The sequence below is a fragment of the Schleiferilactobacillus shenzhenensis LY-73 genome, assembly GCF_000469325.1.
Taxonomy (GTDB): domain Bacteria; phylum Bacillota; class Bacilli; order Lactobacillales; family Lactobacillaceae; genus Schleiferilactobacillus; species Schleiferilactobacillus shenzhenensis.
In genome coordinates this window covers 403616-424902 of the sequence record NZ_KI271582.1, presented here as the reverse complement: position 1 = coordinate 424902, position 21287 = coordinate 403616, and the positions used below count along the sequence as shown (strand labels likewise).

At 57.6% G+C, this 21287-nt stretch carries 22 protein-coding genes; 21 read left to right on the top strand and 1 reads right to left on the bottom strand.

The genetic code is table 11. From position 1 onward, the window contains the following. Positions 1-463 precede the first annotated feature (463 nt). A complete protein-coding gene (locus tag L248_RS01925) occupies positions 464-1339 on the top strand; it encodes a YitT family protein (protein WP_022528364.1) in 876 nt (291 codons plus the stop codon). Positions 1340-1345: 6 nt separating this feature from the next. Further along, a complete protein-coding gene (locus L248_RS01920) occupies positions 1346-2266 on the top strand; it encodes a deoxyribonuclease IV (protein WP_196811981.1) in 921 nt (306 codons plus the stop codon). A 71-nt stretch (positions 2267-2337) separates the two neighbouring features. Here L248_RS01920 and L248_RS01915 read toward each other — a convergent pair whose 3' ends face one another. Next, the gene (locus L248_RS01915; protein ID WP_022528362.1) at positions 2338-3183 is read right to left on the bottom strand and encodes a pyruvate, water dikinase regulatory protein; all 846 of its coding nucleotides are present in this window, start codon (positions 3181-3183) and stop codon (positions 2338-2340) included. A gap of 217 nt (positions 3184-3400) precedes the next feature. On the opposite strand from L248_RS01915, the gene rpsU reads away from it, so the two are divergent. The 19 genes from rpsU to pepT all read left to right on the top strand — a co-directional run bounded on the left by rpsU (position 3401) and on the right by pepT (position 21234). Beyond that, positions 3401-3577 carry a 30S ribosomal protein S21 gene (gene rpsU, locus L248_RS01910; RefSeq protein ID WP_022528361.1) on the top strand — a complete coding sequence of 59 codons (177 nt, stop codon included), beginning with the start codon at positions 3401-3403 and terminating at the stop codon, positions 3575-3577. Between the two features lie 18 nt (positions 3578-3595). Beyond that, positions 3596-4039 carry a GatB/YqeY domain-containing protein gene (locus tag L248_RS01905; RefSeq protein WP_022528360.1) on the top strand — a complete coding sequence of 148 codons (444 nt, stop codon included), beginning with the start codon at positions 3596-3598 and terminating at the stop codon, positions 4037-4039. Positions 4040-4741: 702 nt separating this feature from the next. Continuing rightward, entirely contained in the window at positions 4742-5698 is a 957-nt protein-coding gene (locus L248_RS01900; RefSeq protein WP_022528359.1) for a dihydroorotate oxidase, read from the top strand. 168 nt (positions 5699-5866) lie between these two features. Next, positions 5867-6820 carry a PhoH family protein gene (locus tag L248_RS01895; protein WP_155828539.1) on the top strand — a complete coding sequence of 318 codons (954 nt, stop codon included), beginning with the start codon at positions 5867-5869 and terminating at the stop codon, positions 6818-6820. Continuing rightward, entirely contained in the window at positions 6817-7293 is a 477-nt protein-coding gene (ybeY, locus tag L248_RS01890) for an rRNA maturation RNase YbeY (RefSeq protein ID WP_040534261.1), read from the top strand. Before L248_RS01895 ends, ybeY begins: the two co-directional genes overlap by 4 nt. Next, positions 7277-7672 carry a diacylglycerol kinase family protein gene (locus L248_RS01885; RefSeq protein ID WP_022528355.1) on the top strand — a complete coding sequence of 132 codons (396 nt, stop codon included), beginning with the start codon at positions 7277-7279 and terminating at the stop codon, positions 7670-7672. The genes ybeY and L248_RS01885 overlap by 17 nt, the downstream gene beginning before the upstream one ends. Before the next feature lie 16 nt (positions 7673-7688). Beyond that, a complete protein-coding gene (locus L248_RS01880) occupies positions 7689-8096 on the top strand; it encodes a cytidine deaminase (RefSeq protein WP_040534417.1) in 408 nt (135 codons plus the stop codon). Then, entirely contained in the window at positions 8086-9003 is a 918-nt protein-coding gene (gene era, locus L248_RS01875; RefSeq protein ID WP_022528353.1) for a GTPase Era, read from the top strand. Before L248_RS01880 ends, era begins: the two co-directional genes overlap by 11 nt. Further along, entirely contained in the window at positions 9004-9825 is an 822-nt protein-coding gene (recO, locus tag L248_RS01870) for a DNA repair protein RecO (protein WP_022528352.1), read from the top strand. Then, complete coding sequence (locus L248_RS01865; protein WP_040534259.1) at positions 9809-10126, top strand: hypothetical protein; 318 nt, start codon at positions 9809-9811, stop codon at positions 10124-10126. Before recO ends, L248_RS01865 begins: the two co-directional genes overlap by 17 nt. A 597-nt stretch (positions 10127-10723) precedes the next feature. Further along, positions 10724-11638 carry a glycine--tRNA ligase subunit alpha gene (glyQ, locus tag L248_RS01860; RefSeq protein WP_022528349.1) on the top strand — a complete coding sequence of 305 codons (915 nt, stop codon included), beginning with the start codon at positions 10724-10726 and terminating at the stop codon, positions 11636-11638. Position 11639: 1 nt separating this feature from the next. Further along, the gene (gene glyS, locus L248_RS01855) at positions 11640-13712 is read left to right on the top strand and encodes a glycine--tRNA ligase subunit beta (protein WP_022528348.1); all 2073 of its coding nucleotides are present in this window, start codon (positions 11640-11642) and stop codon (positions 13710-13712) included. 85 nt (positions 13713-13797) lie between these two features. Further along, complete coding sequence (gene dnaG, locus L248_RS01850) at positions 13798-15678, top strand: DNA primase (RefSeq protein WP_040534257.1); 1881 nt, start codon at positions 13798-13800, stop codon at positions 15676-15678. A 75-nt stretch (positions 15679-15753) separates the two neighbouring features. Beyond that, positions 15754-16875 carry an RNA polymerase sigma factor RpoD gene (rpoD, locus tag L248_RS01845; protein WP_425423434.1) on the top strand — a complete coding sequence of 374 codons (1122 nt, stop codon included), beginning with the start codon at positions 15754-15756 and terminating at the stop codon, positions 16873-16875. Positions 16876-16991: 116 nt separating this feature from the next. After that, positions 16992-17732: a hypothetical protein gene (locus L248_RS01840; RefSeq protein ID WP_022528345.1), complete on the top strand. Its 741-nt coding sequence runs from the start codon at positions 16992-16994 to the stop codon at positions 17730-17732. Between the two features lie 70 nt (positions 17733-17802). Beyond that, entirely contained in the window at positions 17803-18048 is a 246-nt protein-coding gene (locus L248_RS01835; protein WP_040534253.1) for a hypothetical protein, read from the top strand. A gap of 85 nt (positions 18049-18133) precedes the next feature. Next, a complete protein-coding gene (locus L248_RS01830) occupies positions 18134-18844 on the top strand; it encodes a tRNA (adenine(22)-N(1))-methyltransferase (protein WP_022528342.1) in 711 nt (236 codons plus the stop codon). Between the two features lie 3 nt (positions 18845-18847). Then, entirely contained in the window at positions 18848-19963 is a 1116-nt protein-coding gene (locus tag L248_RS01825; RefSeq protein ID WP_022528341.1) for a Nif3-like dinuclear metal center hexameric protein, read from the top strand. Positions 19964-19989: 26 nt separating this feature from the next. Next, positions 19990-21234 (top strand): peptidase T, encoded by a 1245-nt coding sequence (gene pepT / locus L248_RS01820; RefSeq protein WP_022528340.1) that lies wholly within the window; start codon positions 19990-19992, stop codon positions 21232-21234. The last annotated feature ends 53 nt before the right edge of the window (positions 21235-21287 follow it).

Genomic DNA, 21287 nt, shown 5'->3' with positions numbered 1-21287 from the left:
CCGCTAAGACCAACTTGGCCACTGACGCCCGCCAGCCTCCGGGCCCAAATCGCCTACTTCCTACTCGAACGTGAAATCCTGGTGCCACGACGTATTCTCCGGAGGGACCATCCATATTTCAGCGTGTCTGCCATGATGTTTGCGGAAGGAGCTGCCTTGGCCCTGTGGGGAGCGACACGGTCCCAGTCGCCGAGAATGTATGGTGACGGAGGGCGGAGCAGATTGGGGCTCAAGCCGTGCCCACCACTAGCTCCGCAGGACCGGCTTCGCACTTGCTTCGCATCGCCGCTCCAATCTGCGGAGCCCGGAGTTACCCGGGCCAGCGCCAAACAATAACCTGAACCACTCCGACACAAACTGATGCATCGCGCAAACGGAGCAATAACCCACCGCGCGCTAGTGGGGGAGTATGTTACAATGTATTCACTTATCACAAACACGGAAAAGGGACGAATTAACCGCAATGGATTTAGAAAAACTCAGCCGGCGCTACCGGACGCTGACCCGCATTTCCGCCGCCTTGCTGTACGCCATCGCCGTGTCCATGGCGCTGAACTTCTTCTGGGAACCGGGCGGGATTTATGCCTCGGGGGTCACCGGGGCCGCCCAGTTGATGAATACCATCGTCACCCGCTTAGGCGTCGGCTTCTTGGGGACGCCGTTTTGGCTGGTTGCGTTGAACTTACCGCTGTTTGTCCTGGCGTGGCGGAAGATTGGCCACCGCTTCACGCTCTTCACCATTCTTGCCGTTGTCCTGTCGTCCTTGCTGCTGCATTTCTCACCGATGCGCAAGCTGACCGTCGACCCGATCCTGTGTGCCATCTTCGGTGCGCTGTTCAACGGCGCCGGCACCGGTTTCGCGCTGCGCAGCGGTATCTCCACCGGCGGCCTGGACATCCTCGGGATCGTTTTGCGGAAGAAGACGGGCAAGTCGGTGGGCTCCATCAACATCGCCTTCAACGCCCTGATCATCCTGCTCTCCGGCTTCATCTACAGCTGGCCCCACGCGCTGTACAGCGCCCTGGGCATCTTCATCAACGGCCGCATCATCGACATGATCTACACCCAGGACCAGCGGCTGCAGGTCATCATCGTCACCAACCACCCCCGTACCGTCATTGCCGGGATCCAGGAAGAAATGCGCCGGGGCATCACCATCATGCACGACGCCGAAGGAGCGTACCGGCATGAAGAAAAGACGGTGCTGCTGACCGTGATTTCACAGTACGAACTGCACGATTTGACCCAAGTCATGCACGAATCGGACCCTCACGCCTTCGTCTCGGTCACGCCGACTGTCCGCATTTTGGGTCACTACTATGAACCGAAGAGGGAGTGAGTTATGATGATCCATGATCATTTAGGTGCCCATGTGCCGCTGAAAAGTCCGGATATGTTTGCCGGCTCGGTGCACACGGCGATTGACTACGATGCCGACGCGCTGATGGTATTTACCGGAGCGCCCCAAAACACCCGACGCAAACCCATTGATGAGTTCCAGATCCCGGCGGCGATGCAGCTGCTGCAGGCCCACGCCATTGACGATGTGGTCGTCCACGCGCCGTACATCGTTAATTTGGGGAACACGGCTAAACCCGAAAATTATGCTTTCGGGGTGCAATTTCTGAAAGAAGAGGTGGCCCGGGCGGATGCCCTGGGCGCTACCCAAATCGCCTTCCATCCCGGCGCCCACTTGAAGGACACGCCGGCCAACGCAATCAAACAGATCATCAAGGGCCTCAACGAGGTCATCTCGCCTGACCAGCACGCCCATATTGCCATCGAAACGATGGCCGGGAAAGGTACCGAAGTGGGCATCACCTTCGAGCAGCTGGCCGACATCATTGCCGGCGTCCATTACAACGAGAAGGTCAGCGTGACCTTCGATACGTGTCATACTAGTGATGCTGGTTACGACATCACCCACGACTTTGACGGTGTGCTGAACCAGTTTGACCACATCATCGGCTTGGACAAGCTGCAGCTGATCCACTTGAACGACTCAAAGAATCCCCAGGGGAGTCACAAGGACCGGCACGAGAACATTGGCTTCGGCACCATTGGTTTCGATGCCCTGTATCAAGTCTATACCCACCCCCAGCTGACGACCGTGCCGAAGATCATGGAGACACCCTGGGTCGGCGCGGACAAGAAGCACCAAGCGGCCCCGTATGCTTACGAGATCGCCATGCTGCGCAGCGGCAAATTTGACCCTGACTTGCAGCAAAAAATTGAAGCCACGGGCGGCGTCCTGCCGAAAAAGTAACGATTCGCCGGAACGACAAAAAACAGGTCGGTTTTCCTCACGGCAGCCGGCCTGTTTTTCGCAATGCCATATTATTTACTGGTTTTGGTCAAATTCGGCTGGTAGTCATCCAACCCGAGGTGCTCCAGGATGAGGGTGGCTGTTTCTTCGATGGACTTGTGGGCAACGTTGATCACCATGCAGCCCAGTTTGTCATACAGGTCTTGCGCAAATTTCAATTCATTCTTGATTTCGTCCACATTAGAATAGGTCGTGTCCGGGTTTAACCCGTAGGCGATCATGCGCTCCCGCCGAATGTTGTTCAGCACTTCGACGTCGTTGGTCAAGCCGATGATTTTTTTCCGGTCGACCTTCCACAGTTCTTCAGGAATGTGGGCCTGGGGAACCAGCGGCAAGTTGGCGACTTTGAGGTTCTTCCCGGCCAGGAACAGGGACAGCGGGGTCTTAGATGTTCGAGACGGGCCGAGCAAGACAACGTCGGCTTCCAAGAAGCCTTTGGGATCCTTGCCATCATCATAGAGGACAGCGAATTCCATGGCCGAAATGCGGTCGAAATATTTCTCATTCAGGTGGTGGATGGCACCCGCCTCGTGGGTCGGTTCTTCACCGGTGGTCTTAGTGATTTCAGCCAGCAAAGGACTCAGCAAATCGAAATCCACCACATGATTCAGCTGGCAGGCTTGGTGGATCTGCTGGGCGAGCCCCTTCGTGACGATGGTATGGATCACGATGCCGCCGTCCTCACTGGCTTTTTGCACCACTTCGTTGATCTGCTTCTCGGTATGCATGAACGGGTACCGGATGTAAGTCGTCTCCACGTGGGGGAACTGGGCCATTACGGCTTGGGCCAGCTTGAAGGCTGTTTCCCCAACGGAATCAGACAGGACGTACAGGTTGAGCTTCTTGGATTCAGTCATGACGTTTGCTCCGCTTCTCTCATTTTCTTCTATAATACCATAATTCCCCGTTTGCCGGGGTTGACGGGGCAGGGAGAAATGCGCCGCCGCGAATTAATTGAACAAATGTGGCGAGATGAATTGCGCTTCAAAATAATGTTCTGTATAATGAAAAGGAATTGTTTGTCACAAGTACATCTGGCGACAGTTACACTCATCGCGGAGGGAGGGATGTCAAATGGCAAAGACAGTCGTTCGCAAAAACGAATCTCTCGATGATGCACTGCGGCGGTTCAAACGTTCCGTGTCCAAGAGCGGCACATTGCGTGAATACCGGAAACGCGAGTTCTACGAAAAACCGAGTGTAAAGCGGAAGTTAAAATCCGAGGAAGCAAGAAAGCGCAAGAAGTTCTAATTGATTGGAGCGCATACCATGAGCTTGTTAGATTCGCTGAACGCCGACATGATCAAGGCAATGAAGGCACGGGACAAAACCACGCTGTCCGTTGTCCGGATGATCAAGGCTGCTTTGCAAAATGAACAGATCAAGGTCGGTCACGACCTGACTGCTCAAGAGGAACTCGGTGTTGTTGACCGGGAACTGAAACAACGTAAAGAATCGCTTGAGGACTTTGAAAAAGCCCATCGCGACGATTTGGTGACCGGTGTCAAAGCCGAAATTGCCATCGTCGAGAAGTATCTGCCCGCGCAGATGAGTGACGCTGAAGTGAAAACGACCGTACAGGATACGATTGCTGAAGTCGGGGCCACGGGCAAGTCTGATTTCGGCAAAGTGATGAAGGCGCTCATGCCCAAAGTCAAAGGCAAAGCTGACGGGGCCAAAGTGAACGCCATGGTGAAGGAACTGCTGGGTTAACCAGCTGCTCCGCTGCCATCCGCTGACCGCGACCAGTCCCTTACCCGTGACAGCCGCCGTGTCCATTTCTCCTGATGGTATCAGTTGGAATGGACACTGTAACCAACCAATGCATCGGTCAATCTTCGGATTGGCCGATTGTGAACCAACCAACGCAATCTTTGCGAAACCAAAACCAGGTCATTTCGGTGACCTGGTTTTTCTGTGCGGTTTTTTCCTTCAGCGTGGCGGTTGCTAGTCAGTGGGGCTGGTATATGTGCCGACTGTCGTCACCAGGCGATACCGTCTCTCTTTAATCGGGCTTCGGCTGGCAGGCCATCATAGTCTAAGGACCCTAACACCAAAAACCCAAGCTCGGGGGTTTCTGCCATGGCCCATAAACGGGCTCCGCTGAGCGATTAACGGCTTCGCTCCGCCTCGTAGACGGGCTCCGGCGGGCAGGCCACCATGGTCTAAGGACCCTAACACCAAAAGCCCAAGCCCAGGGCTTTCGGTGTTAGGGCCGCTTAGCCCAGGTGGCCTAAACGCCCGCCTCCGCCCTCTGACCATTGCCAATCCTTCCGTTTTGTGGCACAATGCCAACAAGCAACAAAATAACGGGTGACAGTGAGCATCCATTTTGCTGATAACGGCGTGTCCCTCTGGGCACAAACGCAGACAGCTGAAGCTTTCTCGCCCCCCGATCTTTGGAGGAACACAATAATGGCAGATTTAACCACAGCGATCGGCGGCTTTCACTTTGATAACACGGTAATGAACGGCGCGGGTGTCTGGTGCTACGACGAACGGGAATTAACCGCCGTCGACACCTCGGCAGCCGCTACTTTTGTGACCAAAACCGCGACTCTGGATCCCCGGGCCGGCAACCCCAATCCCCGGATGGCCGCCACGGAGCTGGGCTCCATCAATTCCATGGGCCTGCCCAACAAGGGCCTAGATTACTACCTGGACATCGTCGCCCAGTTCCACGCCAAGAATCCGGATAAGCCGTACTTCTTATCTACCACCGGGTTGAAGCCGGAAGAGTTCACACCGCTTTTTCAAAAGATTGCCGCCAGCAACTTCAGCGGCTTGGTGGAGTTGAACTTGTCTTGCCCCAACGTCGTCGGCAAGCCCCAAATTGCTTATGACTTTGACGCGGTGGACCGCATCCTGACCGAAGTGACGGCCATCTATCACGGTGCCTTGGGCGTGAAGCTGCCGCCGTACTTTGACTTAGTGCACTTCCACAATATTGCCGACGTCCTGAACAAGTTCGACCTGACCTTCGTCAATACGATCAACAGTGCCGGCAATGGCCTGGTAATCAAGGACGAGACGGCCGCCATCGCGCCCAAGGGCGGCCTGGGCGGCATCGGCGGCGGCTACATCAAACCGATGGCCCTGGCTAATGTCCGGGTATTGCGCCAGCTGCTCAAGCCCAGTATCAGCATCATCGGCACGGGCGGTGTCCAAACCGGCCGGGATGTCTTCGAACTGATCCTGTGCGGGGCCGACATGGTCGGCGTCGCCACCCAGTTGGGTAAAGAGGGCCCCAAAGTCTTTGAACGCTTGAGCACAGAACTAAGCGCCATCATGGACGCCAAGGGCTACCGCCAGCTGAGCGACTTCCGCGGCCAGCTGCGAGTTCCCGCAGAACAACCGGTGACAGTTCACTAATTGGCAGAAATGTTAAGCGGCTTCGGTCTTCGTCGGAATGGCGGGCACCCAAGCCGCTTTTCTTGCCATCTGTGCTAGAATTGAAGTAACACCATTAACCCAGAAAGCAGTGAGAATTTGGCAGACGCCACCCGTATTGAAGAAACGTACCATCTGAGCGATCCGGCCATGGCCGTTAACCTGATGGGCGTGAATGACGAGTATATTAATCTCTTAACGGAAGGCCTGGACGTGGCGATCACGGCCCGGGATGTGGACATGCACATCAGCGGCGAACCGGACAACGTCCACCTCACCGAACAGGTGCTGAATGCGCTGACCGACGTGATCAGCTCCGGCATCCGCATCGGCGCCACCGACGTGATGAGCGCTATCAAGATGGCTGAGCGGGGTACCCTGGAATACTTCACCGATCTGTATAAAGAAACGATCATCCGCGATGCCAAGGGCCGCAACATTCGGGTCAAGACCTTCGGCCAGCGGCAGTATGTCCAAACGATTCGGCACAACGATATTACCTTCGGCATCGGCCCTGCGGGTACCGGGAAAACTTACTTAGCCGTCGCTTTGGCGGTCGCCGCGCTGAAGGCCGGGGACGTGGAACGGTTGATTCTGACCCGGCCGGCAGTGGAAGCCGGGGAATCCCTGGGCTTTCTTCCCGGCGACTTGAAGGAGAAAGTCGATCCTTACTTGCGGCCCATCTATGATGCCTTGTACCAAATCATGGGCATGGACCAGACCAACCGGCTGTTGGACCGGGGCGTGATTGAGATTGCGCCGTTGGCTTACATGCGCGGGCGGACATTGGATCAGTCGTTCATCATCATGGACGAGGCCCAGAATGCCACGCGGGCCCAAATGAAGATGCTGCTGACGCGGCTGGGGTTCGAGTCGAAGATGGTCGTCGACGGGGACATTACCCAGATCGATCTGCCGTCGATCAGCGGCAGCGGTCTGCTGACGGCACCGAAGATCCTCCACGACATTCCCCACATCGGTTTCGTGAACTTCACCAGTGCCGACGTGGTCCGGCACCCCGTTGTTGCCCGGATCATCGATGCTTATGCGGCCTACGAACTGCCCCGTCACTTGGCAGAGAAGAATGGAGACAGTGACCAGTGAACTTAGACGTGTATGATGATGATCATCTGTTAAGTGCTGACGATTTGGCCATGGTCAAGGACTTGGTCGAATTTGCCGGCAAGCATTTGCACTTGGCGGAAGACACCGAGATGTCCATTACCTTTGTCAGCAAGGAGCGCATCCGCGCCATCAACAAGAAGTACCGCGACGTGGACCGCGCCACCGATGTCATCAGCTTTGCCATTGAGGACGGCGACGCCGACAGCGACTTTGGCGAACCTTTGGAAGCCTTGGCTCACTTGCCGCGCAACATCGGCGACCTGTTCATTTCACCAGGCATCGCCCAAGAACAAGCCGACCGTTACGGCCATTCCTTCCGCCGGGAGCTGGGGTACACGACGGTCCACGGTTTCTTACACCTGAACGGCTACGACCACATTAAGAAAGCGGACGAAGCGGTGATGATCCCGCTGCAAGAGGAGATTCTGGAAGCCTATGGCCTCACCCGGTAAGCAGACGAGTAAGAACCACACCTTTGCCCAGTCCTTGCGCCACGCCTGGAGCGGCGTCCGCATCGCCCTGCGGGAAGAGCGCAACTTGCGCCGGGATGCGGCCGGTGCAGTACTGGTGATCATCGCGGCCATCCTGCTGCACGCCCAGCGCACCGATTGGCTGTGGCTGGCGGCGGCGATCTGGCTGGTGATTTTTGCCGAACTGGGCAATACGCTCATCGAGAGTTTGGTGGACTTCGTGACCCACGGCACCTTTTCTCCCCAAGCGAAGAAAATCAAAGATTTATCCGCCGGCGTTGTTTTGCTGACGGCTTTTTTTGCCGTCGTGGTGGGTGCGCTCGTTTTTGTCCCGCTGCTGTGGACTTGTTTATTTAATTAAGGAGTTTATGATGACGATGGTTTCAGAAAACGAATTGATCACCCAGGCGCGCGCCGCCCGGGAGAGGGCCTATGTCCCTTACTCGCACTTCGCGGTGGGCGCGGCTCTGCTCACGGCAGGCGGCCAAGTCTTCACTGGCTGCAACATTGAAAATTCCAGCTTCGGTTTGACCAACTGTGCCGAGCGGACGGCCATGTTCAAGGCCATCAGCGAAGGCCAGCGGCAGTTTGCCAGCCTTACCGTGATCGGCGATACCGCCGGCCCGGTATCGCCCTGCGGGGCCTGCCGCCAAGTCTTGGCCGAATTCGCCGCACCGGACATGCCGGTCATCTTGACCAACCTGCACGGGGACGTTCAGCGCACCACCGTCGCCGGTTTATTACCGTACGCGTTTAAAGGGGAGCAGATGCATCATGGCGAGTAATGAAAACAAGCAATTCGTGTCCGGGTTCGTCGCCATCGTCGGCCGGCCTAATGTCGGCAAGTCCACGTTGATGAACCGCCTGGTGGGCGAGAAAGTGGCCATCATGTCCGACAAGGCCCAGACCACCCGGAATAAGATCCAAGGCATTTACACCACGGACAGCGCCCAAATCGTTTTTGTCGACACGCCGGGCATCCACAAGCCCAAGAATAAGCTGGACGACTATATGGACGCTGCGGCTGAATCGACTCTGTCCGAGGTAGACGCCATCATGTTCATGGTCGCTGCTGACGACAAAATCGGCCCCGGCGACCGTTACATCATGGATCTGCTGACGAAGACCAGCACGCCGGTTTATCTGCTAGTCAATAAGATCGACCTGGTCAATCCCGACGCTTTGCCGGACATTGTCGCCGGATACACCGAGACGCTGCATTTTGCCGGCGTCTATCCCATTTCTGCTACCCAAGGGAATAACGTGGACGAGATGCTGGCCGGGTTAGAAAGCCATCTCAAGCCGGGTCCTCAATACTATCCGGCGGATCAGCTGACGGACCATCCGGAATACTTCGTGGTCGCGGAACTGATTCGCGAACAGGTCCTTCAGCTGACGCGGGAAGAAATTCCGCATTCCGTCGCAGTGCTGGTGGATTCGATGAATACCCGGGTGGCCGGCAAGCTGCAGGTCCACGCGACGATCTACGTGGAGCGCGATTCGCAGAAGGGCATCGTCATCGGGGCTGGCGGCAAGATGTTGAAACGGATGGGGATCAATGCCCGCCGGGAGATCGAAGCCTTGCTGGGTGAAAAGATCAACCTGAAACTGTGGGTCAAAGTACAGAAAAACTGGCGGGACGACCCCAAGTTTCTTAACCAGTCCGGTTACAACATCAAACGGTTGGAATAAATGGCCGAAGCTGCCGTTGATTTCACCGGCATCGTGGTCGGCCGCCAGGATTATCGGGAGCACGATGCACTGGTCCGTTTCCTCACCCAGCAGTACGGTTTCAAAACGTTCATCGCCCGCGGGTTGAAACGGCCTAAAGCCAAGCTGGCCGGGGTCACCTTGCCGTTCACCCTGGGCGACTACGTCGGTGTCGTACGGCCGACCGGGCTGTCCCAGCTGCGCACCGCCAAGGGCACCCATCTCTTCCGTGCGCCGATGAGCGACATCATTGCCAACGCGTATGCCACGTACATTTTTGACCTGATCCGGATGGCGTTCCCGGAAGGTCAGGCGATTCCCAAGTGGTACACGACCGGGAAGAATGTCTTGCTGGGTCTCGACCGGGGACTGGATCCTGCCGTCCTCGCCAACATCATCGAGATTCAACTGCTGCCGGCCTTTGGCGTCGCGCCGCAATTGCGGGTCTGCGCCATCTGCGGGCGGGACGACCGGCCGATGGATTACTCCGAAGCGGCCGGCGGACTCATCTGCGACCGCCACTGGGCTCAGGATCCCCACCGCTTCCACGCCGGGGCCAAGACGATTTACTACATGCGTCGGTTCTCCGTGGTAAACATCGCCCAGATCCAATCGATCAAGATCAATAACACGACGAAGGCTGAGCTGCGGACCATCTTAGACCAGATCTACAGCGATACCGTCGGCGCTTATCCCCGCTCCAAGCGCTTTATCGATTCACTGGGCCAGTGGAACCAGGATTTCAAACCGCTGGCCCCGCGGACAGAACCGGGGAAGGAGGCCTCTGATGACGATGACCAATGATGCACTTTACCACCGCTTGACTCAGCAATTGGGTCAGGGTACGTTATCGACGAGTCTCGACCAAGAGGCCTGGGTATTCGTGGTTGTCAATTTGGTTCACGCCCTTGTCTCCAGCCGGCACGGCGACTGGCAAAGTATCACGGCAGCCATGGTTCAAGCCGACACGGCCGCCCGGCTGCAGCAGATTTTCAACACGGTGCAGGGCCGTTATGGCGGTGCTGACTTTCATCTGCGCCGCGTTACCGCACGTTGTGCCGCTGGGTCGCCCAGCGCTCCAATCAGCTTCTGCTACCCGCAGTAAGAAATGAAATTGCCGACTTTGCCCGAGTCGGTTCTTTTCTTCTCTACGCCTGAATGCCGGTCATCACTTTTCTGAAACCCCTTGTGTTCCCCAAGCCGTTGCCGTATGATACAAGTAAATCATCCGCTAAGAACGGGCAAAGCAGCGTCACCTTCAGCGAGGCCGGAACAGTGTAAGCCGGCCACCGACAAACTGCACGGCACCCGGGAGCGAATGCAACGAAGCGCACAGAGCACGCTCTGTGAAGCAGGGTGGAACCGCGGTCCAAAGCCGTCCCTGCACTACCATTTGGCGTAGTGTAGGAACGGCTTTTTGTGTTGTTAGGATATGACCCGGGCTGTCCGCTGCTCGGTGTCTCCTCCAGTCATCACAGGAGGGTGCCTAAGGGCGGAGCGGGATGGGGCTCAGCAGTGAAATTGTTGTTAGCGGTCGGTTTTTGACCGCTTACAACAAGGCCGGTCTTGAAGACCGCGCGCACCATGCGCGGGCTTCAAGCCGTGCCCACTGCGTTCCAGCCCCAATCCCGCGGAGCCCTTAGGCACCCGGTCCTTTTACTGGTCCCACCTTTCTACACCGCACCAGCAAAGGAGAATCATCATGGATAAAAAGTTGGACATTCAAGATATGATCACCACGCTCCAGCACTTCTGGGCCAGTAAAGGCTGCATGTTGATGGAAGCGTACGACGTGGAGAAGGGCGCCGGCACCATGAGCCCCTACACCTTCCTCCGCGCGGTCGGCCCCGAGCCTTGGAACGCCGCTTATGTGGAACCTTCCCGCCGGCCGGCAGACGGCCGTTACGGCGAGAACCCGAACCGGCTGTACCAGCACCACCAGTTCCAAGTGGTGATGAAGCCGTCGCCCAAGGACATCCAGGAATACTACCTGGATTCCTTGCGGGCACTGGGCATTGAGCCCTTGGAACACGATATCCGCTTCGTCGAGGATAACTGGGAGAACCCGTCCATGGGCTGTGCCGGTGTGGGTTGGGAAGTCTGGCTGGACGGCATGGAAGTGTCCCAGTTCACCTACTTCCAAGTCGTCGGCGGCCTGAATGTTTCGCCAGTCACCAGCGAGCTGTCCTATGGTATCGAGCGCTTGGCTTCCTACATCCAGGAAGTCAACTCCGTCTATGACCTGGAGTGGGGCGACGGGGTGCTGTACGGCGACATCTTCAAGGAACCGGAATACGAGCACTCCAAGTATGCCTTTGAAGAAAGCGACCAGCAGATGCTCTTCAATTTCTTCAACGACTATGAGAAAGAGGCCCACCGCTTGATCAAGCTGGGCCTAGTGCACCCGGCTTACGATTACATCTTGAAGTGCTCGCACACCTTCAACCTGCTCGACGCCCGGGGCGCGGTCTCCGTGACGGAGCGGGCCGGTTACATGGGCCGGATCCGCAGGATGGCCCACTTGGTGGCCAAGGCATTCGTGGCCGAGCGGGAGAAGCGGGGCTTCCCGTTGTTGAAGCACGCTCAAGAGAATGCAGCAGCGAAGGAGGCTGAGTAAGATGGCGACCCATAATTACTTATTAGAAATTGGCTTAGAGGATATGCCGGCCCACGTGGTCGTGCCCAGCATCAAGCAGCTGCACGAACGGATGGCGGCCTTTCTGGAAGACAACCGCCTAGCCTTCAAGGACATCCAAGAATACGCTACTCCGCGCCGGCTCGCTTTGCTGGTCAGCGGCCTGGCAGATAAACAGACGGACGAAAGCACGGAGAATCGCGGCCCAGCCATGAAGATCGCCCAGGACGCAGACGGTAACTGGACCAAAGCCGCCCAAGGCTTCGCGCGGGGCCAAGGCGGTACGGTGGACGACCTGGAAGTGCGGGATGTAAAAGGCGAGCCGTACGTGTTCTACCACAAGAACATCGTCGGCCAGCCGGCTGCGGCTGTGCTCCCCGGCGTCGCCGACGTCATCAAGGCGATGACTTTCCCGACCCGGATGCACTGGGGTAACTACGACTTCGAATACATTCGGCCGTTGCACTGGTTCGTTTCTCTCCTGGATGACCAGGTGATTCCGTTCCAGATCCTGGACGTCAAGGCGGGCCGGACCACCCAAGGCCACCGTTTCTTGGGTCACGCCGTGGAGTTGAAGACGGCGACAGATTACGAAACGGCGTTAGCTGACCAGTTCGTGATTGCGGACGAAGCCAAGCGCGGGGACGCCATCAAAGCCCAAGTGACCAAGATTGCCGAAGACCATGGCTGGCGGATCGTCATGAACCGGGACCTATTCGAAGAAGTGACGAACCTGGTGGAATATCCGACCGCCTTTGCCGGCAGTTTTGATAAGAAATACCTGGACCTGCCGGACGCCGTTCTGATTACCTCCATGCGCGACAATCAGCGCTACTTCTACGTCACCGACCATGACGACACACTGCTCCCATACTTCGTGGCGGTCCGCAACGGTAACAGCGACTACTTGGAGAACGTCATTAAGGGGAACGAGAAAGTCTTGGTCGCCCGCTTGGAAGACGCAGTGTTCTTCTATCAGGAAGACCAGCAGCACACGATTGCCGAGTACGTCGAGAAACTCAAAACGGTCATGTTCCACGACAAGATCGGTTCGATGTACGAGAAGATGCAGCGGGTTGCAGGCATCGCCCATTATCTGGGTAAGCGTTTTGACCTCACCGACGACGAACTGGCCGATCTGGACCGGGCGGCCCACATTTACAAGTTCGACCTGGTGACCAGTATGGTGGGCGAGTTCCCTGAACTGCAAGGTACGATGGGGGAGATCTACGCCAAGCTGGCCGGTGAGAAACCCGCCGTCGCCCAAGCCATTCGCGAGCACTACATGCCCACGTCCGCAGAGGGCAAATTGCCTGAATCAACCGTCGGCAGCGTCTTAGCCATCGCCGACAAGATGGATACCATCCTGACCTTCTTCGGTGCCGGCATGGTGCCCAGCGGCTCCAATGATCCGTACGCGTTGCGGCGGCAGGCCTACGGGATCATTCGGATCCTCCAGGCCCACCGGTGGCACTTCCCGCTGCTGCGGGTGCAAGCAGCCATCGTCAGCCAGTTCCAGGAAAACAACCAGGTTCCGCACCTGCACCTGGATCAGATCAAGGGCTTGAACGATTTCTTCGTTGACCGGGTCAAGCAGTTCTTTAACACAAAGGATACTCGCCACGATATCGTCGATGCGGTCACGGCGAACCAGGATGTCGATCCCGAGGATATGTTTGGGGCGGCCCAAGTGCTGGCCCAGCAAGCGGACAAGGAGTCCTTCAAACCGACCATCGAGGCCTTGACGCGGGTGTTACACTTGGCCAAGAAGTCCCAAGATAAAGAACCGGTGGTCGATCCCAGTCTGTTCCAGAACCCGTCGGAACAAAAGCTTTACGACGCCGTGGAGAAACTGCGGGCCGATGCGCCGCACCTGACCTTGACGGCCTTGTACGATCGGCTGCAAGACCTGCGGCCAATCATTGACGACTATTTCGAAGAGAACATGGTTATGGACAAGGACCCGAAGATTCGGGCAAACCGGCTGCACCAGCTGGCTCAGATTCGGGACACAGCCAAGTTCTTTGGTAATTTGGACGATTTGCTAGTAAAATAGAAGCAACGCTTTGGAGAAGCGGTGAGCCGAATCGGCCCGCCGCTTTTCTCGCTATCGCGTTACCATGCAGAAAGGAGACCCGGTCATGGCTACCCGTATCCCAGAAGAAGTCATTGAAGGCATTCGCCAGAAAGCCAATATCCTGGACATCATCGGCCAGTATGTGCAGCTGCGCAAACAGGGGCGGAACTACTTCGGATTGTGTCCCTTCCACGAAGAAAACACACCATCGTTCTCCGTCGCCCCCGACAAGCAGATCTTTCACTGCTTCAGCTGCGGCCGGGGCGGCAACGTCTTCAAGTTCATCATGGAGATCGAAGACCTGTCCTTTCCAGAGGCCGTCGCCAAGGTCGCCGGCATGGTGGGGGAGACCCTGCCGGACGAGTACATTGGCACAGCGGCACCCGCGGATCCTGAGCTCGCGCTGCTGCGCAAGATGCACACTCAAGCCGCGGCTTTCTATCACCATATTCTCGTGAATACGCAAGTCGGCGAAACGGCCCTGGCATACCTGCACCAGCGGGGGATGGCCGACGACCTGATCGAGACATTCAACATCGGCTTCGCACCGGACACCGGCGACGTGCTATGGCAGTATCTCCATGAGCACTATGACGATGACCAGCTGCGCACGTCGGGTCTGTTCAACGAACAGGACGACGGTCATTTGCGGGACCGGTTCTACAACCGGGTGATGTTTCCGGTCCGTGACCAGGGCGGCCAGATCGTCGCCTTTTCTGGCCGCATCCTGACCAAGACGGATAATGCGCCGAAGTATCTCAACAGTCCCGAGACTAAGCTCTTCGCCAAACGGCAAGTGCTGTTCAATCTGGACCAGGCCAAAGCCAAGATTCGGGAAGACCACCGGGCGGTGCTGTTCGAAGGGTTCATGGATGTGATCTCGGCCTACAGTGCCGGGGTGACCAACGGGGTCGCCTCCATGGGCACCAGTCTCACGGACCAGCAGATCTATGACCTGCGCCGGCTCACCGACCGCCTGGTCATCTGCTATGACGGTGATGCGCCGGGTATTGCCGCGGCCAAGCGGGCTTTGGGCATGCTGAGCGGCGACCAGGGCTTTAACGTCAGCGTGGTCGTTTTACCAGATAATATGGACCCGGATGAATTTGTGCAGAAAAATGGCGCTGACGCTTTCCGCCGCCAGATCGCCGATCAGCGGCTGACACCCACCGGCTTTGGCCTGCGGGAACTGCGCAGCCGCAGTGATTTGAACGGCGACGCCGGCCGGGCAGAATATACGGATGCAGCGCTGGAGATCATTGCCGCTGACCCGTCACCGGCGGCCCGGGACAATTATCTCCGGGGGTTAAGTAAACAACTGGACGTCGACCTCAATGCGCTGCAGGCCTCACTGATCCAAGTGCAGGCCCAAATGCCGAAGCAGCGGCCGCACAGCCGTCGGCAGACTGCCTCGCCACCGCGCGGGGCGGCCCCCTATGACGATTATGGCGGCGGCGCCCCGGCGATGATGCCGCCGCCCGCCGCCGAACCGCGGATCACCTTGGTGGAACGGACTGAACAAGACTTATTGGCCCTCATGCTGGCCCACAGTGAAGTCGTTGACCTCGTCCAGGGGTGGACCAACGGCGCGTTTCAGTTTATCGATGTCAACTACCAGACACTCTATCTGTTGTGGCAGGATTATATCGCCTCTGGCCACGACAAGCACGATGTGGCCGGCTTTAACGATTATGTGCCCGATGCGGAGAATGCATTGCTGGCAGCCGTGGAGATGCGCAACTTGCCCACGGACTACACTGAGGACCAAGTGCGCGATTATCTGCGCATCCTGTCCCGACATCCCTTGCATACCCAGTTGCGGGAACTGCAGCGGCAGCTGCACCAAGCGCGGGATAATGGCGATGCCGCCCAGGAATTGACCTTGGCCCAGCAGATCATTGCGCTCCAGATTCGGCTCAAAGGTACGCCGGAGACCGATGCCTAGGCCGGGCTTGCGTTCCCGGGGCAATTAGGGTAGTATAGTATACAGGTATTTTTACGCCCATTTTTTAGAGGGGGATTGCTGATGGCTAAAGAAACAAAGACGGTATCCAAGAAAGACTTGAACAAGGCAGTTGCAGCATTGGTCAAGGAGTACCGGCCCAAGAAGCAAATCACAAACAACGACCTGATCGACAAAATTGTGAAACCCTTCAAACTCGAGTCCAACGACATCGATGATGTGATGCAAAAGGTAGAAGACAACGGCATTGCCATCGTTGATGAGCACGGTGAACCAGCTGAACGGAGCCTGAAGAAAGAAAAAGCTGTTTCCAAGAAGGAATTGCGGGACCTGTCTGCGCCCACCGGCGTGAAGATCAATGATCCGGTCCGCATGTACCTGAAGGAAATTGGCCGGGTACCCCTGCTGACAGCTGATGAAGAAGTGGAATTGGCTTTGAAGATCGAACAGGGCAGCGAAGACGCCAAGCAGCGGTTGGCCGAAGCCAACCTGAGGCTGGTCGTTTCCATTGCCAAGCGCTATGTCGGCCGCGGCATGCAGTTCCTGGACTTGATCCAGGAAGGGAACATGGGCCTGATGAAGGCCGTCGAGAAGTTCGACTACCGCAAAGGGTTCAAGTTCTCTACGTATGCCACCTGGTGGATCCGGCAGGCGATTACCCGCGCCATTGCGGACCAAGCCCGCACGATTCGGATTCCAGTGCACATGGTCGAGACGATCAATAAGCTGATTCGCATCCAGCGCCAGCTGCTCCAAGACCTGGGCCGGGAACCGACACCGGAAGAAATCGGTGCGGAGATGGACTTGCCCACCGAGAAGGTCCGGGAAATCTTGAAGATCGCGCAAGAACCAGTGTCTCTTGAGACCCCCATCGGGGAAGAGGACGATTCGCACTTGGGCGACTTCATCGAAGACCACGATGCCACCAGTCCTGAAGAGCACGCCTCCAATGAGCTGCTCAAGGAACAGCTGGAGAGTGTCCTCGATACCTTGACCGACCGGGAAGAAAATGTCCTGCGTCTTCGCTTCGGCCTGGACGATGGCCGGACCCGGACACTGGAAGAAGTCGGCAAGGTCTTCGGCGTGACCCGGGAACGGATTCGTCAGATTGAGGCCAAGGCTCTGCGCAAGCTGCGCCATCCGTCTCGCTCCAAGCAATTGAAGGATTTCTTAGATTAAATTTGATTCCGTATGAATCAGCGAGTGCCGCTTGGGCGGCGCTCTTTTTTTGCCTAAAATCGGCTTTTCTAAACAGTCAGGACCCATGCGGTTTGGTACAATGAATTTACAAAGTATTGACGACACTTACCGTCGCCAAGGAAGGGGAGAGCACCATGGTCGAGGAAGAACGGCGGCTGACCGCCGGCGTGTTGGCCCCCCAGTTGGGCATCACCCCGGACCGGCTGCGCCGGCTGTCGGTCTGCTTGGAAGAAAATGGGGTACCGATCCTGCGGAACAGCCAACGGGCCAGGTTGTATTCACCCGCCGTCGTTGACATACTGCAGAACGTGATCGACCGCATGGCCGCGACGGCGCTGCCTATGAAGGCCACCGTGCAAAGTGTCCTCAATGACGATGAAGCGCAGTCCCAGCTGCCCACCATCACGGCCTTGTCGGCGACGGTACAAAGCCAGCAGGAAGAAATCACCCAGCTGCGTCAGCTCGTTGCGACGGTGATCGAGCAGAATACCCAGATTCTGGCCATGCTCCACGACCGCGACCCCCACCTGACTGAGCAGGCCCGCAACGAGACGAAGCGGGATGTCACAGGTGAAAACGCGGAGATCACTAGCCGCTCCGCTGACCAGTCAGTCGCAAACCTGCCAACCGACCCGGCCCGGCCGGCGGCCAAGACGACCCACCCAGCAGCGTCTGATCAGGCCCCAACCGCCAAAACACCGCACCGGTATCTTGACCCCTCAGAGAACGAAGCCGCTGTCGAACACAACGTGCGGCCCAAGACCTTGGCGGACATGCAGCTGCCGGCGGACGAACATCCCCGCCATTCATTGTGGGACCGCTTGCGGGGCCGGTGAGCTGTTCATTCACTTTCTTTCTGACCGATGATATAATAATGGCACAACAAGGAAAAATGGAGTGATAAGTATGGATCGTGATAATCCTGGGCCGCTCCCCGAGCCGGCTCACCGTTGGGCACTTATGGCCGTTCTTTACGGCGTACTGAGTCTGATTGGGGTCGGCGCCTTCGTATATGACGCCTTCGTACAGAAGGAACGCGTCGATTTGTTTATCGTGATGGGCACGCTGGTCGCATTGGCCGCTGCCGTTGGGAACTGGCAGGTGTACCGGCGGACTAAACGGCGCCCTGTGCCCCAGCACGTTATTCAGTAACAGCGACAGAACCGCTCCCGGCCAATCACCGAGGGCGGTTTTTGGTATAATGACTGTATCTGACATCTTAGAAAGCAGGGGTCATGTGACGACAGAAAAACAAACAGCAACTCTTCTTTCCACCCGGTTGGCCACTGTGGCGAGATTCATTCCCCAGGGCGCCGTAGTCGCCGATATTGGAACGGACCACGCCTATTTGCCCATCTATTTGATCCATGAGGGCGTTTCTCCCCGGGTCATTGCCAGCGACGTGGTCGCCGGTCCGGTGGCCAGTGCCACCCGGAATGTGAAAGAAGCCCAGGTCACGAACCAGGTCAGTGTCCGCCGGGGAGACGGCCTGACGACCATTACCCCGGACGACGGAGTAACGTGTGTGGTCATCGCCGGGATGGGCGGGGCCCTGATCACCACGATCCTGGACGCTGGCCAGGACCACCTGCAGCATACGGAACGGCTGATCTTGCAGCCAAATGTGGGCAGCGACCGCGTCCGGACATGGCTGGCCGATCACCGCTACCGCATCGCCGCGGAACAGATTCTGAATGAAGACGGGCATGTCTACGAGATCATCGTGGCGGACCCGGTCGCGGCACCGGTGCCCCTCAGTACCGCTGATATTCTTCTCGGGCCGCACTTGCGGCAAGAAAAGAACACCGTTTGGCGGGCCTATTGGCAGGACCGCCAGGCGCATAACCAGACACTGCTGGCCGATCTGCACCAAGCCCAAACCGATCAGACAGAGAAGATTGAAGCGGTCCAAGCGGAACAACAGTTGATTGAAAGGGAGTTAGCGTAGACCATGACAACGGTACAAGACATCATCCGCCGCAGTGAACAGTTCGCCCCGTTATACTTACGGGAAGGGAATGATCCGACGGGATTTCAGCTGGGTGACCGAGAGGCCCCGGCCAAGCGCGTGCTGGTCACATTGGATGTCCGGCCGGAAGTCGCAGATTACGCGGTGGCGCGCGATATTGATTTCATTTGGGCCCACCACCCGGTGATGTTCCACGCGGCCCACAACTTGGACCTGGCAGATCCCCAGAATCGGATGTACGCGCAGCTGCTGAGACACAACATCAGTGTGTACGCGGCCCATACCAATCTGGACAAGGCTGTCGGCGGCATGAACGATTGGCTGGCGGCGGCGATCGGCTTGCAGGACGTGCAGCCCTTCGCCCGCAGCAACGATGACCCGCTGGAAAAGCTGGTGGTCTTCACCCCGGCCGACAACGCGGACGTGATGCGCCATGCCCTGGCCGCTGCTGGCGCCGGTCAGATCGGTGATTACAGCGGGGCGTCCTTCACCAGCGACGGGGAAGGGCGCTTCACCCCCGAAGCGGGCGCCCATCCGGCAATCGGCCAAGTGGCGCATCCTGAGACGGTGCGCGAGAGCCGCATCGAGGTCATCTTCCCGCATTCCCGCCGGTCTGCGGTCCTTCTGGCCATGCGCCAGGTGCATCCCTATGAGGAACCCGCCTTTGATATCTTTACCGAAGCCTACCCCGCCCAGCATATCGGTATCGGCCGCATCGGCAGCCTGCCGACAGCACAGACCGTCCGCCAGCTGGCGTTGCACCTGAAGGATGTCTTTTCTCTCCAAGGGCTGCGCGTCGTCGCCCGGGACTTGGACCGGCCCGTGCGCCGTGTCGCCGTCGTTGGCGGCGATGGCGGCAAGTTCTTCCGCCAAGCCCAAGCCGCCGGCGCTGAGGCCTTCATCACCGGCGATGTCTATTACCACACCGGTCACGACATGCTGGCGGCGGATCTGCCGGTGATCGATCCCGGGCACCACATCGAAAGTATCGTGATCCCCCAAATGAGCGCTAAGCTCGCCCAGTGGTCCGCCGAGAATCACTGGGGCATCACCGTCATTCCCTCGCCTCTGAGCACCGATCCGTTCACATTTCTATAATTCACAGACAGAAAGCAGGTCTATTCATGGCAGACACGAAGTACCCCACATTGATTCCGCGCTTCTTGCGCTACGTCAAGATCAACACCCGGTCCGATGAGAAATCCGAGACGATCCCCAGTTCCGACCGGGAGACCAAGTTCCTGCATCAGCTGGTCACCGAGCAGAAGAAAATCGGGCTGAGCGACGCCCGGTATAACGACAAGAACGGCTATGTGACCGCCACGATTCCGGGTAATGTCGATGCCCAGGTGCCGGTGATCGGTTTCTTAGCGCACGTCGATACCGCCGATTTCAACGCGGAGGGCGTTAACCCCCAAATCGTCGAGAACTACGACGGTCATTCGGTCATTAAGCTGGACCAAGCCGGCGAGTATACCCTCGACCCGCAGGATTTCCCCGCTTTGAAGAATTACGCCGGTCAGACGCTGATCACCACCGACGGCACGACTTTGCTAGGCTCCGATGATAAGTCCGGCGTCGCCGAGATCTTTGCGTTGGCCGAATATTTACTTGCCCACCCTGAGATCAAGCACGGTGCGATTCGCATCGGCTTTGGTCCTGATGAAGAAATTGGGACCGGGGCGGATCATTTTGATGTGGCCGACTTCGGCGCCGATTTTGCCTATACGGTGGACGGCGGGCCGCTGGGGGAGCTGGAGTATGAGACTTTCTCCGCCGCGTCGCTGCACGTGGACATCAAGGGCAAGAACGTCCATCCGTCCACGGCTTACCACACGATGATCAACGCCATTCAACTGGGTATCGATTTCCAGAACCGGTTGCCGCAAGACGAGGTGCCGGAGAAGACCCGGGACCGGGCAGGATTCTTCCACCTGTTGTCCTTCGAGGGAACGCCCGACCACGCCGAACTGGATTACATTATCCGCGACTTCGAGCGGGCCGGTCTGGAAGAACGCAAGCAGAAAGCCCAGGTCATTGCGGATAAGCTGAACGCTGAACTGGACACGCCCCGGGTCACCGTGACGATGCATGATCAGTATTACAACATGATCGACATCATGAAGGACCATATGGACGTGGTCCGGCTGGCTGAACGGGCGATGCAGAACCTGGGCATCACACCCGATGAGACCCCTGTCCGGGGCGGTACCGACGGGTCTAAGCTGTCATTCATGGGCTTGCCGACGCCGAACCTGTTTGCGGGCGGCGAGAACATGCACGGGCGGTTTGAGTTTGTGTCGGAGCAAACGATGGCCAAAGCGGTGGATGTCCTGGTAGAGATTGCCAAGCTGAACGCGGAGAAGTAGTTAAATTAGTGTCTGGTCTTGACCCGGGTGACTCCGGGCGGAGCGGGCGGGGC

Coding starts and splice junctions, on each gene's coding strand:
- L248_RS01925 (WP_022528364.1), top strand. CDS start 464: ATGGATTTAGAAAAACTCAGCCGGCGCTACCGGACGCTGACCCGCATT.
- L248_RS01920 (WP_196811981.1), top strand. CDS start 1,346: ATGATCCATGATCATTTAGGTGCCCATGTGCCGCTGAAAAGTCCGGAT.
- L248_RS01915 (WP_022528362.1), bottom strand. CDS start 3,183: ATGACTGAATCCAAGAAGCTCAACCTGTACGTCCTGTCTGATTCCGTT.
- rpsU (WP_022528361.1), top strand. CDS start 3,401: ATGGCAAAGACAGTCGTTCGCAAAAACGAATCTCTCGATGATGCACTG.
- L248_RS01905 (WP_022528360.1), top strand. CDS start 3,596: ATGAGCTTGTTAGATTCGCTGAACGCCGACATGATCAAGGCAATGAAG.
- L248_RS01900 (WP_022528359.1), top strand. CDS start 4,742: ATGGCAGATTTAACCACAGCGATCGGCGGCTTTCACTTTGATAACACG.
- L248_RS01895 (WP_155828539.1), top strand. CDS start 5,867: ATGGCCGTTAACCTGATGGGCGTGAATGACGAGTATATTAATCTCTTA.
- L248_RS01885 (WP_022528355.1), top strand. CDS start 7,277: ATGGCCTCACCCGGTAAGCAGACGAGTAAGAACCACACCTTTGCCCAG.
- L248_RS01880 (WP_040534417.1), top strand. CDS start 7,689: ATGGTTTCAGAAAACGAATTGATCACCCAGGCGCGCGCCGCCCGGGAG.
- era (WP_022528353.1), top strand. CDS start 8,086: ATGGCGAGTAATGAAAACAAGCAATTCGTGTCCGGGTTCGTCGCCATC.
- recO (WP_022528352.1), top strand. CDS start 9,004: ATGGCCGAAGCTGCCGTTGATTTCACCGGCATCGTGGTCGGCCGCCAG.
- L248_RS01865 (WP_040534259.1), top strand. CDS start 9,809: ATGACGATGACCAATGATGCACTTTACCACCGCTTGACTCAGCAATTG.
- glyQ (WP_022528349.1), top strand. CDS start 10,724: ATGGATAAAAAGTTGGACATTCAAGATATGATCACCACGCTCCAGCAC.
- glyS (WP_022528348.1), top strand. CDS start 11,640: ATGGCGACCCATAATTACTTATTAGAAATTGGCTTAGAGGATATGCCG.
- dnaG (WP_040534257.1), top strand. CDS start 13,798: ATGGCTACCCGTATCCCAGAAGAAGTCATTGAAGGCATTCGCCAGAAA.
- L248_RS01835 (WP_040534253.1), top strand. CDS start 17,803: ATGGATCGTGATAATCCTGGGCCGCTCCCCGAGCCGGCTCACCGTTGG.
- L248_RS01825 (WP_022528341.1), top strand. CDS start 18,848: ATGACAACGGTACAAGACATCATCCGCCGCAGTGAACAGTTCGCCCCG.
- pepT (WP_022528340.1), top strand. CDS start 19,990: ATGGCAGACACGAAGTACCCCACATTGATTCCGCGCTTCTTGCGCTAC.